The organism is Ligilactobacillus murinus DSM 20452 = NBRC 14221 (assembly GCF_001591685.1).
Classification (GTDB): domain Bacteria; phylum Bacillota; class Bacilli; order Lactobacillales; family Lactobacillaceae; genus Ligilactobacillus; species Ligilactobacillus murinus.
In genome coordinates this window covers 1-15,701 of the sequence record NZ_BCVJ01000022.1, presented here as the reverse complement: position 1 = coordinate 15,701, position 15,701 = coordinate 1, and the positions used below count along the sequence as shown (strand labels likewise).

At 41.0% G+C, this 15,701-nt stretch carries 16 protein-coding genes and 1 pseudogene; 5 read left to right on the top strand and 12 right to left on the bottom strand.

The window, feature by feature from the left end; translation table 11 throughout:
• Positions 1-11 precede the first annotated feature (11 nt).
• The 8 genes from LMU01S_RS05680 to LMU01S_RS05645 all read right to left on the bottom strand — a co-directional run bounded on the left by LMU01S_RS05680 (position 12) and on the right by LMU01S_RS05645 (position 7,018).
• Complete coding sequence (locus tag LMU01S_RS05680; protein ID WP_056958695.1) at positions 12-1,151, bottom strand: iron-containing alcohol dehydrogenase; 1,140 nt, start codon at positions 1,149-1,151, stop codon at positions 12-14.
• A 12-nt stretch (positions 1,152-1,163) separates the two neighbouring features.
• Entirely contained in the window at positions 1,164-1,859 is a 696-nt protein-coding gene (locus LMU01S_RS05675) for a phosphoribosylanthranilate isomerase (protein WP_153551616.1), read from the bottom strand.
• A 22-nt stretch (positions 1,860-1,881) separates the two neighbouring features.
• Positions 1,882-2,811, bottom strand: a complete 930-nt coding sequence (locus LMU01S_RS05670) for a carbohydrate kinase family protein (RefSeq protein ID WP_225354608.1) — start codon at positions 2,809-2,811, stop codon at positions 1,882-1,884.
• A gap of 179 nt (positions 2,812-2,990) precedes the next feature.
• Positions 2,991-3,617, bottom strand: a complete 627-nt coding sequence (locus LMU01S_RS05665; RefSeq protein WP_056958699.1) for an HAD family hydrolase — start codon at positions 3,615-3,617, stop codon at positions 2,991-2,993.
• 3 nt (positions 3,618-3,620) lie between these two features.
• Complete coding sequence (locus tag LMU01S_RS05660; protein ID WP_225354606.1) at positions 3,621-4,382, bottom strand: alpha/beta hydrolase; 762 nt, start codon at positions 4,380-4,382, stop codon at positions 3,621-3,623.
• A gap of 41 nt (positions 4,383-4,423) precedes the next feature.
• The gene (locus LMU01S_RS05655) at positions 4,424-5,032 is read right to left on the bottom strand and encodes a metallophosphoesterase family protein (RefSeq protein WP_056958703.1); all 609 of its coding nucleotides are present in this window, start codon (positions 5,030-5,032) and stop codon (positions 4,424-4,426) included.
• Positions 5,029-6,372, bottom strand: a complete 1,344-nt coding sequence (locus LMU01S_RS05650) for a sensor histidine kinase (protein ID WP_056958705.1) — start codon at positions 6,370-6,372, stop codon at positions 5,029-5,031. The genes LMU01S_RS05655 and LMU01S_RS05650 overlap by 4 nt, the downstream gene beginning before the upstream one ends.
• The gene (locus LMU01S_RS05645) at positions 6,353-7,018 is read right to left on the bottom strand and encodes a response regulator transcription factor (protein ID WP_004050512.1); all 666 of its coding nucleotides are present in this window, start codon (positions 7,016-7,018) and stop codon (positions 6,353-6,355) included. Before LMU01S_RS05645 ends, LMU01S_RS05650 begins: the two co-directional genes overlap by 20 nt.
• A 130-nt stretch (positions 7,019-7,148) precedes the next feature.
• Here LMU01S_RS05645 and LMU01S_RS05640 point away from each other — a divergent pair, with 130 nt between their 5' ends.
• Positions 7,149-7,688 carry a PepSY domain-containing protein gene (locus LMU01S_RS05640; protein WP_056958707.1) on the top strand — a complete coding sequence of 180 codons (540 nt, stop codon included), beginning with the start codon at positions 7,149-7,151 and terminating at the stop codon, positions 7,686-7,688.
• A gap of 376 nt (positions 7,689-8,064) precedes the next feature.
• Positions 8,065-8,814 carry a macro domain-containing protein gene (locus tag LMU01S_RS05635; protein WP_056958709.1) on the top strand — a complete coding sequence of 250 codons (750 nt, stop codon included), beginning with the start codon at positions 8,065-8,067 and terminating at the stop codon, positions 8,812-8,814.
• 149 nt (positions 8,815-8,963) lie between these two features.
• Here LMU01S_RS05635 and LMU01S_RS05630 read toward each other — a convergent pair whose 3' ends face one another.
• The 4 genes from LMU01S_RS05630 to LMU01S_RS05615 form a co-directional block, all read right to left on the bottom strand.
• Positions 8,964-9,731: a DUF1129 domain-containing protein gene (locus LMU01S_RS05630; protein WP_056958710.1), complete on the bottom strand. Its 768-nt coding sequence runs from the start codon at positions 9,729-9,731 to the stop codon at positions 8,964-8,966.
• Positions 9,706-10,062: a PadR family transcriptional regulator gene (locus LMU01S_RS05625; protein ID WP_056958712.1), complete on the bottom strand. Its 357-nt coding sequence runs from the start codon at positions 10,060-10,062 to the stop codon at positions 9,706-9,708. The genes LMU01S_RS05630 and LMU01S_RS05625 overlap by 26 nt, the downstream gene beginning before the upstream one ends.
• A gap of 22 nt (positions 10,063-10,084) precedes the next feature.
• Positions 10,085-11,227: a DUF3114 domain-containing protein gene (locus LMU01S_RS05620; RefSeq protein ID WP_082613045.1), complete on the bottom strand. Its 1,143-nt coding sequence runs from the start codon at positions 11,225-11,227 to the stop codon at positions 10,085-10,087.
• 154 nt (positions 11,228-11,381) lie between these two features.
• Positions 11,382-12,692, bottom strand: a complete 1,311-nt coding sequence (locus LMU01S_RS05615; RefSeq protein ID WP_174519378.1) for an MFS transporter — start codon at positions 12,690-12,692, stop codon at positions 11,382-11,384.
• 409 nt (positions 12,693-13,101) lie between these two features.
• On the opposite strand from LMU01S_RS05615, the gene LMU01S_RS05610 reads away from it, so the two are divergent.
• From LMU01S_RS05610 to LMU01S_RS05600, 3 genes and pseudogenes are all read left to right on the top strand, one after another.
• Positions 13,102-13,710 carry a sugar O-acetyltransferase gene (locus tag LMU01S_RS05610; protein ID WP_056958714.1) on the top strand — a complete coding sequence of 203 codons (609 nt, stop codon included), beginning with the start codon at positions 13,102-13,104 and terminating at the stop codon, positions 13,708-13,710.
• A pseudogene (locus tag LMU01S_RS10455) lies at positions 13,707-14,260 on the top strand (GNAT family N-acetyltransferase). The gene LMU01S_RS05610 and the pseudogene LMU01S_RS10455 overlap by 4 nt, the downstream one beginning before the upstream one ends.
• Positions 14,261-14,411: 151 nt before the next feature.
• Positions 14,412-15,689, top strand: a complete 1,278-nt coding sequence (locus tag LMU01S_RS05600) for an MFS transporter (protein WP_004050544.1) — start codon at positions 14,412-14,414, stop codon at positions 15,687-15,689.
• Positions 15,690-15,701 lie beyond the last annotated feature (12 nt).

Genomic DNA, 15,701 nt, shown 5'->3' with positions numbered 1-15,701 from the left:
CCCCTAACATTTCAACCAAATTCACATAAAAGCCGCGTAACTTTTTTAGGCGTCAACTCCACTGGCGTATTTTGGGCAAAGCGCTCATGCAAGATCGCATCTACATTGGTCAACAATTCCGCTTCAGCTAACTGGTAGTCACTAAAGGGATGTAGATCCACTAATTCATCTCTAAAATGGCAATATGCAGCCCGTGTTTTTTGAAGCACTATTGCAGGTGTATCATCTAGTGCAAACTCGACACCCAAAATTTTCCCGATCTCTTTGACTTTAGTTGGCATCGTTTCATTTACCAATTCCAAAACACCCGGTAAGGCATAGGCTACAGCTTCACCATGGACCAAATGATATTTCGCCCCTAAAATATGAGCAGTTGAATGGCCGAGATTCGTGCCAGCATTATTTAACATCCACCCTGCTAAACTAGCTGCACTCAAGACGCGTTCACGTGCTTTGAGATCAGTTCCATCAGCTACTGCGCGTGGCAAATAATTCACTAATAAAAACATGATCTTTTCACAGATCGCATCAGTCATCGGGGTAGCTAAACGTGATAGATAACCCTCTGCTGCGTGACTAAAAGCATCAAGCCCACTAGCGATCGTCTGCCGTTTCGGCAAAGAAACTGTCAATTCTGGAACTAAAACAGCATAATCACTCATGGCTGCTGGGGTCAAGATAGCCTTTTTTTGTGCAGTTGCTTCATCTGTCACCACTAAGGCATTGGATAACTCGCTTCCCGTGCCCGCCGTAGTGGGGATACTTACCAGCAAAACACCTTTTTTAAGTTCAGCTTCTGGATCAAAATAATCTGCTAACTGACCTTGATTTTTAGCATAGAGCCCCATCCCTTTAGCCGCATCTAAGCAACTTCCACCACCGATCGCAATGATCACATCAGCTGCATATGTCGTTAAAGCTTCAGCACCTTCAATGATCAAGCTTGCAGGTGGATCGGGGATGATCTTAGTGAAGAGCTCATATTCTGGTAAGACTGCCAATAGTTCTTTGACTTGTGGATTTTCAGTCAAAAATTCATCCATCACGATAAAAGGCCGCATCTTATATTCAGTTCGTAAGATATCTTGGACACTTTGAACTAGATCATGACTTGATAGTACTTTGACAGGTTGTAACATTTTGATATCCATCAGCTCGCCTCCTTACAGACCGATCTCTTGGGCAGCCTTGTCAGCTGCTTCACAGAATGCTTTGACCTTAGGAATATCTTTTTCCATATGTCCCCCTTCATATTTAATGCTGGTCTTAGTCAACGAATCTACGCCATATGGTTTGATAAACTTGATCGCTTCAGCCACATTATCTGGTCCTAAACCACCGGCCTCGATCACAGGAATATCAACACTTTCAACGATCTCACGGTCGATCTTCCAATCGTGGGTCAAACCACTTGCTCCGATTCCAGTATCAGGAGCTAAGCCTGAATCTAATAACAAGTAATCCACATACTCGGCATATTTTTTCGCCCGTTTTACCGCACTATGATCATCGACTAGAACGGCTTGCATCAAAGCCGTTTTAGGGGCACATTCTTTTAAGCGCCGAGCAAATTCTTCATCAGCAGCGTAACCATCGCCGGCAACATGTAAGATCTCTGGCTGGAGCCGTTCAGCTAAATCAAGCATTTCTTCGGGGTCATTAGTCAACATGATCAAGACCAAATTGACTCCACGCTTTTGACACTCTTTATGGATCTGATCAACACGATACAGTGGGACACGATGAGCTGGAACACCTCCATTTTGAGTAGGGACTAACCCGATATTATTGGCACCAGCTTCCATCGTTTGAATAGCTTCATCGACATGAATAATTGAATATAATTGTTTAACGATCATTTTTTGCTCCTTCTTTCTATTATTAATTTGCTAAAAGTACTTGAGTTAATTTTTGATCAAGTTTTTCGGGTGTGATCTCTGGAACAGATCGAGGGCTCTCTAACGCTAGACTAGCTGCGGCTTGAGTGATCCAGCCTATCCGCTGTAAACTATCGATATCATGGCATCGACACCAACAGATCGCTGCCATCGTACAATCTCCCGCCCCATTAGCGTTGACTATCTTAGTCTTAAAGGGACTGACATGTAACATCTGGCTTTGATTAGCACCCAAGATCCCATCTTTACCTAATGAGATAAAAACATTTTTGACACCTTGATCAAGCATGATCTGAGCTGCTTTTTTGGCATCGGCGATCGTATCGATCTTAACTCCAGTGAATAACTCGGCTTCTAAACGATTAGGTTTTAAGGTATCAAATGCTGATAGATACGGTTTTATTCGCTTAGCTTTAGTGATCGAGACCGGATCTGCCAAAAGTGGGACTGTCACATTTTCAGCTAAATAAGCAATTGCTTGCTCAGATAGATTAGCATCAACGATACATAATTTAGCCTGGTTGATATGCTCTAAGCGTTGCTCCAAAAATTCAGGGGTGATCAACTCACAAATGTTCATCTCATTTACGCCAACTAACATATCGCCAGTCTCATCTGTCACAAATAAATAAACTGCCGAATTGCGCTCCTTGATCTGCTGGGCTTCTTCTAATGACACACCATTACGTTGGCACTCTTTTTGCATCTGATACCCGTATAGATCATCACCATAGACTGTGATCAATGAGACTGGAAAACCTAAACGGGTGACATTTTGAGCAATGTTTTGCCCCACGCCACCGATGCTTTGCTTGATCTGACCAATATTAGAGTCACGCATCAAAGGCCGCTCTGCTGGCATCCCACAGATATCCATGTTCATTCCACCGACAACAACTGCGTACTCTTCCATCATCTACACCTCCATTTTAAACTTTTGTCTATTTATAATAGACTTATATCCAAATAGAATATAACTCTTTTTGTAAGCGTTGTCAAATAATCGCATTATTAAATGATCAAGAATAATATTTAATGACGCCTAGCCGGAAATCCCGTGACTTTAGTCATGGGATTTCCGGCTAGGCGTCATTAAATTTCCTCCAGTTGTTGGACTTTTATGAGCGCAAAAGTGGGCTTTTGTTCCAAGATAGCTTCCCAATCAAAAGCGCCCCAGTAAACGCCAGCTGTTTTGACTCCAGCAGCGTGGCCCATTTGGATGTCATAGATCGCATCCCCGATCATGACTGTTTGCTTTGGATCAAGTCCATAACGCTCTAGTAAGACATTGATCCCGTCTGGCGCTGGTTTATAATTTTTTACTTGATCTGATCCGACTAGATCATCAAAGTAAGAGGCGATCTTCAAAAGTTCTAAATTACGTCGTAGCGCTTCACTATGCTTACTAGAGACCGCATAGATCTTTTTATCTTTCTCTTTTAACTTAGCTAAAGCTTCCTTGATCCCAGGATATAATTTGACCTGACTAGCTTCCAGTGCCTGATAATGTTCCCGAAAGCTGGTAAACATTGCGGGTAGATCAGCCCTAGCCCCCATCAATGGAAATGATTTTTCGATCGGGATTCCCATGTAGCCTCGGATCTGATCACTACTTGGCAAAGAAAGCCCAAATTCCTTAAATGTTGCTTGGATCGCTAAAACAGCGGTCTCTCCTGAATCGGCCAGAGTTCCATCAAAATCAAACATATAATTTTCCATTTATTACTTCCCCCATAAAAACTTGATCAAAGCACGATCAACTTGTGAATTATTGTGTAGCTTACTGTGTTGCCCCATTTTACCACGGATCTCTTTTTCTTGATAACTTTTAGCGCGTGGACTGACCAAATAGCGCAATGTTTGGGCTGATCTAACTGGAACGGGGCCATCAGACTTACTTCCATCCAAAACATCACCATAAATGTTCAATACCTTGGCCCCAGCTGGATAGGTCTCACGTAAAACTAAAAAATTCTCAAAATCCCCCGCTGTGACACTAGGCTTGCCCGCCTGATCAAGCGTCACCTCAGCTGGCATTTGATCGACTAACCCGTTAGGAAAAGCGGCCAAGGCTACTTGCTCATTTAATTTGGGTAAATTAGGATCACCAGCGTTATCGCGCAAATAAAATAAGATCGCTGAATTACCCATCGAATGCCCGACAAAATTTAGCTTTTTAAATTTATACTTAGTCTGTAAAAGTTCAACCGCTGTTTTTAAGTATTGCGCTTCCATCATCGCATTGACATCCTTGTTATTTTCAAAATTGATCTCAACGAGCGGATCCTTAGCATTTTTAGGCAAATTCCCCACTAAATGTGCTTGCCCATAAACATCAACATCAATGCGCACAACGGTTTTAGTTACTTTAGCTTTGAGAGCTGCCTTGACCATGTGCTCTTCTGCCCGGTAACTACTTCCCCAACCGTGAACAAAAAGCGTCGGGATATTTTCTTTAGCTTGGACGGTCTGCGTGCTAAACATCAAACACGCCACGAGGCCCAATAATATTTTTAGTATTTTTTTCATCGTCTCTTTAAATAATCATCCTTTTTAGCTTCAACAAGCGCTTCAACTTGTACCATCGAAAGTGGCTGACCAAATTTTGGCTTAGTTGTTAAATAATCAAACTCTGGTGAATCCACGCCAACATTGATATTTCCCTTAGCATTAACGGCATAGTGATGGATATGACCGTGTAAATTGATGATCTTTGGTGCGATCCCTAGCATCAGCGGATAGTGGGTCAGATAATATTGCCGATGATCGTATTTGATCAAAGCACCTACATCATGGAAAGTAAACTTCGGCTTACCGTTGACCTCATAATTGTGTTTGGCTAAATATTTAAATAATGCGCGATTATCATGATTTCCCTTGATCAACACTAAATTACCATTCAAGCGTTTTAAAACGTCATAAACGTCTTGATGGGACTTACTTTCGGGTCGAATAAAATGCACGGCAATATCGCCTAAATGATAGACGGTATCACTTGGAGCGACCACTTTATTCCAATTTTCAATGATCGTTTCGTTCATCATTGACGCTAGCAAAAAGGGACGAACGGCAAAATCCGTGATCCCCAGCAAATGTTCGTCAAAAAAATGCGTATCTGAAGTTACAAATATCATCTCATTTCCCCCTCGCTTATGTTATTTGGTAGATAAAGTCTAAACTCTGTTCCTTTTTTAAGCTGAGACTTTACGGTGATCCGACCGCCGTGAAGTTCAACTATATTTTTGACCAATGCCAGCCCTAGCCCGACACCTTGAGTACTTGTTTTGTTCCGGGCAGTCTGCACTTGATAGAATTTGTGCCAGATCTTTTCTTGCTGGTCTAAAGCGATCCCTGGTCCGTCATCTTTGATCGTCAAAAGATGTTCGTGACCATTATTAGTCAAGCTGACCTTGACCCTTGTTTTAGCAAACTTTAAGGCATTGCTCAATAAATTATCCACCACACGCTGCAATAAAAGTTCATCGCCTAGATAAGGCTGGTGCTCTGTGATCTCACATATCAACTTGAGTCCACGTTGCTCAAAGATCTTTTGCTGAGCAGTTACCCGCTCTTGGACCAATTGGGCTAGATCGAACTGATTTTTCTTGAATGTTTGTCCGTTTTCTAATCTAGTCAATTCCAAGATCTGATCGACTAAGTTTTTCATCATGGTCGCTTGCTGTCTAATGATCTGCGCTGATTCTTTGAGTTCAGCCTCATCTTTAGCATATTTATCGGCATATTCACTTTCAGCTAAAATAACAGCTAATGGCGTGCGCAACTCATGTGATACATCATTATTAAATTGACGTTCTCGTTCAAATGAACGCTCGATCGAAGCCAACATCGTATTAAAAGTCAGTGCTAAACGGCTCAATTCATTATTTTGCTCTGAAACTATGATCCGTTTAGAGTAATCTTGGCTCAAAGTGATCGCTCGTGCTGTTTGAGTGAGGTTATCTACTGGTGCGATCGCTTTTTTTAAAATGCGATATCCTCCAAAAACGATCCCCACAACTAAAAAGGGGGCAACTAAGAAAAGGGCGAGCAAAAACATCTTTAGCTCATGACTCAAACCAGCTTTGACTCTGATTGCTCGGAGCCACTCAGTGCTATCTTTGATCTTAACATCAAAATACTGATAAGTTATGTTGCCATTTGTCGCCTCTTTTAATTGTTCATCAGTAAAACCAAGTTTAGTGTCAAAACCACGTGGCAGACTTCCACGAATACGCTGATCATTTTTGTTATAGATCACATAATAGATCCCGTCATCAAAATTTTCATAATCCTCGATCTCTTGGCCAAGTTCCAATGCGGAATGTTGCAATTTTTGTTGCCCTTTGCTATCGCCTAGATTAACGCCGATCACATAAGCCACACCTAACATCAAAACAAAAAATATCACGATAAACACACTGTACCAAAGGGTGACTCTATAAACGATACTCCCCTTATGCTTCTTTGATAACATAACCTAAACCTCGTTTTGTCTTGATTAAAGCTGGATCTTTTGTCTTTTTACGGATATTTTTGACGATCACATCAATGATATTTGACTCACCTTCATATTCAAAGCCCCACACATGCTCGCGGATCTGGTCTCTTGTTAAGACTTGTCCTCGATTGCGACATAAATATTCCAACACTTCGTATTCTTTAGCTGTCAGCTCGATCAAAGTCGCTTCCTTTTTCACCTGCTTTTTAGCAATATTTATCGTTATATCACCTATTTGGACTGTATCGCTCAAAACGTCACGCTTTTTGCGGCGCAACATCGCTCTGATCCGTGCTAATAACTCTTCAAACTCAAACGGCTTTACCAAATAATCATCTGCTCCTAGGTCAAGCCCTGTTATCCGATCAGCTAAAGAATCCTTGGCTGTCAACATGAGAACGGGAACTTCATCACCTTGTGTACGTAATTTTTTGATAAAAGTAAAGCCATCCATCTGGGGCATCATCACATCTAAAATTATCAGATCGTATTCTACACCTAATAAATGATCTAAAGCTTCCTGACCGTCAAAGGCGGGATCGACACTATAATTTTGTGTTTTTAATAACTTTACTAAACTGCGATTCAGCGCACGGTCATCTTCAACTAGTAAAATTCTCATCTTTTTTCCTCCATAATTTACCTTTAGCCTAACTTAACAAAATTAATTTGTAAATATATCCGCTATTCATCTTGTGTTCATCTTTTGCTTCTATACTAAAGACATCAAATAAAGAAAGTAGGTATCAAAAATGAACAATTTAAAAACAAAAGTCTTGCTCGCTTTAGCAGGTCTGACCTTGACGGGAGCCAGCGTTTTACCAGCCACTACTGCTTTAGCTGATAGCACTGACAAAAATATCAGTGCTAAGATCAGCTTTGAGCAAGCAACAAAAACAGCCCTAAAAGAAGCCAAAACCGGTAAGATCACTCAGATCGAACTTGAAAATAAGAAAAATAAGCCCGTCTATGAAGTTACGATCTTAGACGATAAAACTGAAAAAGAATACAAGATCAACGGCAACAGTGGCAAAGTTATCAAACATAGCACAGAAGATATCAGTGCTGATAAAGAAGATGTCAAATTGAGCCAAGCAACACCTAAACTTTCACTTAGCGATGCTGAAAAGAAAGCCAAAGAAAAATATAGCTCAGCTAAATTGCGTGAGATCAAACTTGATATCGAAAATGGCAAAACAGTCTATAAAGTAAAATTGCAAGATAATAACAAAAAGATCAAGCTCGTTTTAAATGCTGATGATGGTACGATCATCAGTGAAAAAACTAAATAAACCAAATAGGCCTACCTCAGCATAAGAGGAGGCTTATTTGGTTAAATCTTGCTTTTTTATGATCGATTTGTTTATCTTTATACCATAAGTTCTGACAACGTCCATTTTTCACTCATAAAAATATCTCAATTGCTTTGAGAGCTTTAATTTAATACGCTAGAAATTTCACAGCCAGCACTAGCTTAGCTCAAAGAATTAGAAGACGAGAGCAAAACTTTGAACATCAAGAAAAAAATATTATCTCAACTGCTACAGAAGCTTTATTCTCAAACACCTCAGACCTATCGATTGTAAAAGTCTTAAAATTTTTTCTATAATGAAGTGACGGCTTGAATCCAAAAGGACCGCCAATCTGTAACGGAAGTGAATATATTTTATGCAAATCACCGAACTCTTACCCGAATTGATCACTAAGCTTGCACCGACTGGACCTTTTCCAACGGATGTTTCAGCTCAATTTGCTTACTGGCGCCAACTTGTAACTAAACGCCAACCAGGAGACTTACCTAAACATTACTTACAACAAGAAGATCAATTGTTAGATCTCATCTGGCAAAAGCGAAACCACGTTGAATTAAGCGAACTGACCGAGTATCGACCTGGAATATATTTGGCCAAGGGCGATCTAACACGTTTAAAAGTCGATGCGATCGTCAATTCTGCTTCAGACCAAATGCTTGGTTGCTTTGAACCAGAACATATCTGTTTGGACAATGAGATCCACGTGCTAGCTGGAAGTCGCTTACGTGAAGAATGTGCTTTGCTGATGCAACACTCTCGGCTAAAGCCTGGCCAAGCTCGGATCACCGCTGGGCATCATCTACCGGCAAAACACGTCATTCATGCATTAGCACCTAAAGTTACGGGCGAACCGACCTTAGAACTGCAACAACAACTAGCTACTTGTTATGAAGCTACTTTGACTTTAGCGTTAGAAAATGACCTCCACTCGATCGCTTTTTGTAGTCTAGGGACTGGACATAAAAATTTTCCCAGCCCCTTAGCTGCTCAGATCGCACTTGATATCACTGAAAGTTTTCACGCTAAACATCCCGAAATAAAGATCATTTTTTGTCCTTACAAAGACATTGATCATAACCTTTACCACTATTTATTAAATAACTAGACTAAAAAAGGAACTGAAACTCTATGAGTCTCAGTTCCTTTTTGGTTGTTGGTGACTACTTATCAGATCACTTCTTTTTTCTTTACCAATTGTCCAAAGCTCTTAGGCCACCAGTTTTAAGTAAAGTTTGTAGGTGACAGAGTTTATATTTATTTTTTGAATTTGAATGCTTTGACTGTTAAGATCAGTGCAAGCATCACCAGTAAACTTACTTGGCCCCAAAGTGTCTGAAAGATATTACCTGTGAGTGGTAGATGGACCAAGGTCGCCGCAAAAGCTAAAGCTCCAATGTAGAAAAGCCCACTACTAAAGTGATCGTTCCACTTAAAATATAGCACCAGATAGATCACAAATAACGCCCCGATCCCCCACAATGTTGCGGGACCAAGAGGATAGATCAAAGTTTTTGGCGTAAAGTAGTCACTCAATAACAATACCCCTACGTAGACCATAAATGCTACCCCAACGCCTAAATAGCTCCGCCACGAAACACGCTTGAAAGCATCAGTAGCTAGCAAAGTAAGCGTGATATTGAGTAAGATGACCATCCCGACTATCTCGATCATATATGCGATAACATTGATCTCAGTATGCGTAAACGCTAATAATGTTATTAAGCAAAAGATAAATACGTTCAGACTCAAATTTTCTTTTAAGTTTGCTTGCTTAGCACCATTTATTTCAGTTACTAGTTCATCTGCTGCTACTTTAGGATCAGCGCCAAAATATTGTTGCGCTGATCGTCCGTTTGCTTGCGCTTCGAGCATATCCTGTAAGATCTCTAACAATACCGCTTCTGTTACTAGCTCATCTTTACCTTTTATTCGCAAATATAACAAAAGATTTTCATAATACTTTCGATTCTCACGCGTTAATTTTTCGCGCAGCTGGTTATTTTTTTCGCTCAATGGCTCCATCTTTGCTTCCCCCTGTCTGTTCGATGACCGCTGTTACGGTCGCTGTAAGTTGTTGCCAATCAGTAATAAAATTTTGGATCTGCCTTTGACCACTAGCAGTTAAGTGATAATACTTTCGCTTTGGTCCCTCATTTGACGCACGTAACTGACTTTCCAAATATCCTTGTCTTTCTAGTTTTTGTAAAAGAGGATAGACCGTTCCTGCACTGAGATCAAAAAAGCCTAAATGCTGTAGCTTGGTAACTAATTCGTAGCCATAAACTTCTTGTTGGCTGATCACCAATAAGACACAGCCCTCCAACGTTCCTTTCAACAGTTGTGAATTATTCATAGCTCATCCCCCTACGTCCCGATTATACATTTTCTCCACTACTATGTAAAGCATAATAGCGAAATATCCCCGTAGATGACCGTTTTGTCTGATATAACCAACTAGTGTAGTCACGATATAGCGCTAAGCGATTTTCACGTGAAACATTTTGCCAACATAAAATGTCAGCGATACCATTACTATTGACAAGATCGCCGTAACCGTTCACTTTTTTTCTCGCATCACCATCTGCACGCCAAAATTTCTTCGCCTGCTTTCGTAGATCAGATTCAAGTGGATTGACCCCATCAAGATTGCCATGCGAATAACGATAGCGCCATGGTACGCGCCCTTTTCCATGTGGGATCCCATAATTAAAAGATTCGGTATCCGCTAAAGCTCGCAATTCTGAGACTTGGTATTTTTCAGGATCTGAACAAAATCTCCCTGTTTTTTCCTGCTTGATCACGTTCCACTGACTGACAAACTCCAGCGTATCGATATTGATGATAAATTCCACCATTCGTGCATCGTTGAGCCGCGAAAAATACCCGTAGCTCGAGTTTTTAGCCAGTTGCACCTTCATATTTTCTGGTACAAAGTCAATTTGTTTAGCTAAGTGACGATTATGATAATTTGCCCCAGTCTCAAAATCCAGCTCCACGCCACATCGCTTAGCATAAACTGCTAAACGCCAAAAATCATTAGGCAAAAAAGGATATGTTTGTCGTAAATAACTGATGGCTTGCCGATCGAGATAACCCCGGAAAAGATTTAACCGGCGAGCAAGATCAGAATTTTCTTGAGCTAACGGTTGCCTATTTTTAGGCGCTCTTCCATATAAGCGCAAGACTAATGCTCTAAAAAAAACATTAAATTCAGCTAATGGTGCAAGATCAGTCCAAATATGATATTTAGCCATCGGGGCAAGTTGTAAAAAGTTATGTTCATCTACATATGTTCCTAAATGATTTAAGACTAACTGGATCTTCAAGCGTGTTGGCAACAAAGAGCGCTTTAACATCTTGGTATATAGTGGCGTCCCAACTTGATGGATCTCTTGCCAACTAGCTAGCGTATCGTTAGCTTGCTGGCGACAACTTTGCCGATAATAACGTAAACTGCGCTTATCCCAACCCTCTTTAGCTAAATTTGACAATTGTTGCTCTAAAGTCATCATCTCCATCGCATTCCTTTCGCTTTTTAAATAACAATATCATGAAATCCACTTTCTTTTCACGCAAAAAAGCCGGAGAGAAACACTCCGACTTTTTTACATGTATTTAGGCATCATGAGTAGGATACCGTTATTTTTACAGAGGTGATCGCTTTTTCACATTTTATTTAGTATAGTCGACGTCTTTTGTCTCTTTAGTCGTCAACCAAGCTACAACAGAGGCAACCGCTAAGACAAACATATAAAGTCCCGCTGCATGTGCCCCAAAGCTGGCGATCAACCACGTCGTTACTGAAGGTGCTACTGCAGCGCCCACAACTGCAGCTAGATTGTAAGTGATCCCTGCACCTGAATAACGAACTTTGGTCGGGAAAAGTTCAGGTAACACGGCTCCCACAGGTCCATATAAAGTTCCCATGATGACAAAGCCAACACCTAAAAATAAAAACATCCCCCAAACATTATGCTGACCACTTAAAAAATACGGAAAGACTAACGAAAAAACAACTAATCCAACAGTCGCGGTCAACAATACTTTCTTACGTCCGATCTTATCAGCCAACATCGAAGTCGTCATGATCAAGACTGCAAATTCAACGATCGCTCCCATCAAAAATAATAACATCTCCGAATGACTAAAGCCCAGTGCTGTCGTCGCATACGCTAAAGACCACGTCGTCAAAGTATAAAACATCGCATATGTTCCCCCCATGATAAATGTTCCTTTGACGATATCTTTCCAGTAATTGGAAAATAATTCCTTCAATGGGGTCTTAGTTGTCGTATCATTTTCTTGTGCCAGCTGGAATAATGGCGTTTCTTGCAGATGGTGACGCACATAAAGTCCGATCACCACTAAAACAGCTGAGACCAAAAACGGGATCCGCCAACCAAAGGCTAACATCTGTTGGGCGTTCAACGTTTTTTCAAGCACAAAAAACAGCCCGTTACAAAGGAAAAAGCCGATCGGAGCGCCAACTTCAGGAAAGGCTCCATATAAAGCTCGTTTATCAGCTGGTGCATTTTCAGTTGCAACTAATACCGCCCCTGACCATTCTCCGCCAAGCCCGATACCTTGCACAAAACGACAAGCACATAATAACAAAGCTCCAAAGACACCGACACTGCTATAACCTGGCAAAAAGCCGATCGCGATCGTTGAGACGCCCATCACTAGCATGGATAGCACCAAGGTCTTCTTGCGTCCCAAACTATCCCCAAAGTGTCCAAATAAAAATGATCCTACCGGCCGGGCTACAAAGGCGACCCCAAATGTCAATAAACTCAAGACAGTCGCCAGCAATGGCGTCATCTGTGGAAAAAAGACTTTAGGAAAATACGCTGCCGCAGCTGTTCCATACGCATAAAAATCAAAAAATTCAACGGCTGTTCCGATCATCGAAGCCAAGATCACCGTCTTGACTGAACTTCTAACAACTTCTGTTTCTGACAATTTCGATTCTGATTCCACCATGATCAATTCCTCCCCTTTAGTATGTGATCTATAGTTCTAATATTTGTTCTGTCCCCCTTTTTTGATTTAAGCTACAAAAAAGGCGTAGCGACTATTGTTGTCAAACAGTCGCTACGCCCAAAAGTCGAGCCTGCTCCTGTCTGCATCTCGGTGATGCAGACAGGCCAAACTATCCGCACCACCTACAAAATGATCCGAATAATAATAATGCTGTTGTTTTGCATTTGTTTGGTAACAGTACTCATCTTTTTTCGCCTCACTTAAATTTGATAGTCAGAGTTTAGCACACTCTAAATTAAAACACAATCAGAAAATTAATTAAAATTTTAAAAATAACATTGTAATTGCTTGTCTTTCCTAATATGAAAGCGTATAATTTGGAAAAATATTTTTTTGAGGATGTGAAAAAATGCAAGAAAAATTACATACAGGCGAACTTTACTTACCGACTGATGAAGCGCTCGTAGCTAAACAAACAGCATGTTTAGAACTACTATATGAATTCAACCAGACCCGCCCTAGTGAGCAAGCTAAACGACAAGCTTTGCTTCAAAAAATGTTTGGTAAGATCGGACCCAATTGCTACCTTGAACCACCTTTTCATGCTAATTTTGGCGGTAAGCATTGTTATTTTGGTGATCACATCTATGCCAATTTCAATCTGACCGTTGTTGATGACACTCATATCTATGTGGGCGATCACACCATGTTTGGGCCTAACGTGACACTAGCAACTGCTGGGCACCCGATCTTGCCCGAATTAAGAAAACAAAACTATCAATACAATCAAGCGATCCATATCGGTAAAAATTGCTGGCTTGGCGCTGGGGTGATCGTTTTACCCGGTGTTTCGATCGGCGATAATACTGTCGTAGGTGCTGGTAGCGTCGTTACTAAGGACTTGCCGGCAAATGTCGTTGCTGTAGGGGTCCCTTGCCGTGTTTTACGCCAGATCACTGAACACGATCATAAATATTATTTTAAAAAATCCCCGGTCAACTGGGGGGATATTTCATGAATCCACAACCACTTTTATTTGCTAAAGCCGCTAAGCTCGAAACAAAAAGGCTAGTTTTACGTCCAGTGTGTCTCACTGATGCCAAGGATATGTATGAATATGCTAGTGATCCTCAAGTTACTAAGTGGCTCAGCTTTCCCACCCATCAGACCTTAGATGAGAGTAAAGAAGCGAGCGCTACACACTTTATGGCAAATGGGGCATCGTCTATCGCGATACAAATAAATTCATCGGGACGATCAGCTTGATGGATCTGACTGCATTTAGTGCTGAACTTGGTTATGTGATCAACCGTAACTTTTGGGGGCAAGGACTCGTCCCTGAAGCCGCCCGTGCTTTGTTAGCCTTGGCTTTTGATGAACTTAACTTAGCCCAAGTCCATGCGGTCCATGCAACAAAAAATCCTAATAGTGGTCGAGTCTTAGAAAAGATCGGAATGCGTCCAGTAGGGATCTTTCCAAACTACATCACACATAATTTTTCCCCTACTGATGTCAAGATCTGGGTCATCACTAGAGAACAGTATTTAGCAAATAAGCACCAAAAATAGAGCTACCTCATTGCAGTGGCTCTATTTTTTAAGTTTATGTTAACCGGTTGACATAAACGGAGGTGGCGTGCTATAACTTAAATATACAAGAAAGCGCTAACAATAACATGTCAACCGGTTAACACAGATACAATATTTGGAGGAACAAGTTATGGAATTACAACGTAAACTACGTGAACTCAAAAATCCATCATATCTACAGAGTTCGACTACGATGCTCTTATTCTTTGCTTCATGGGGTATTTGGTGGAGTTTTTTCCAATTGTGGTTAACATCTGAGCACAATGGGCTAGGGCTCTCAGGTAGTGCTGTCGGAACGATCTTTTCGATCAACTCGATCGCTAGTTTAGTTTTGATGTTTCTTTACGGAACGATCCAAGATAAATTATTTATCAAACGACATTTATTGATCTTTAATGCTATTTTAGCAACTTTGATCGCTCCTTTTTTCATCTTTGTTTATGCCCCTTTGCTTCAAAGTCATTTTATCGTAGGTGCTTGGATCGGAGCGATCTTTTTATCGGCCGCTTATCTTTCGGCAGTCGGTGTCTTAGAAGCAACCACTGAACGTTTTTCGCGTGTTTTTGGCTTTGCTTATGGTCAAGCACGGGCCTGGGGCTCATTTGGATATGCGATCTCAGCCTTACTTGCCGGCTTTCTCTTTGTCAAAGACCCTCGGCTAAACTTCATCGGCGGTTCACTTATCGGGATCTGCTTACTGTTAGATCTCTTATTCTGGCGCCCCAAAGAAGAACGGGCTGCTTTAAAAGCGATCGATGAATTAAAAAGCGACGATGCAACGCCAAAGTTAAAGGACATGGTGGGGCTCTTAAAGATCAAAGTTCTCTGGCAGATCATCTTCTTTGTGATGTTTTCTTGGACTTTTTATAACGTTTTTGATCAACAAATGTTTCCTGAATTTTATACCAGTCTCTTTTCATCCAATGCTGTTGGCCAACAAACTTATGGGACTTTGAACAGTATCCAAGTTTTCGTCGAGGCTTTGATGTTAGGCTTAGTTCCACTTCTCATGAAAAAGATCGGTGTCAGAAAGACCCTTTTACTAGGAACAGCGATCATGTGTTTACGGATCGGACTTTGTGGCTTTATTACTGATCCGATCGTGATCTCTGGCGTTAAGATGCTACATTCGCTTGAAGTTCCACTCTTTGTGCTCTCGATCTTTAGATACTTCACATTGCATTTTGACACCAAACTATCAGCAACGCTTTATATGATCGGTTTTCAGATCGCTGCTCAAGTAGGACAGGTCATCTTATCGACACCACTTGGGATCTTGCGCGATAACATGGGCTACAGTATGACTTTCAAGATCATTGCCTTGATCGTATTGCTCACTGGGATCTATGGTTTCTTTATCATCAAAAAAGATAACGAATTTGTCAATGGTCAACCCTTAGAAAAATAATAAAGGAGGAAA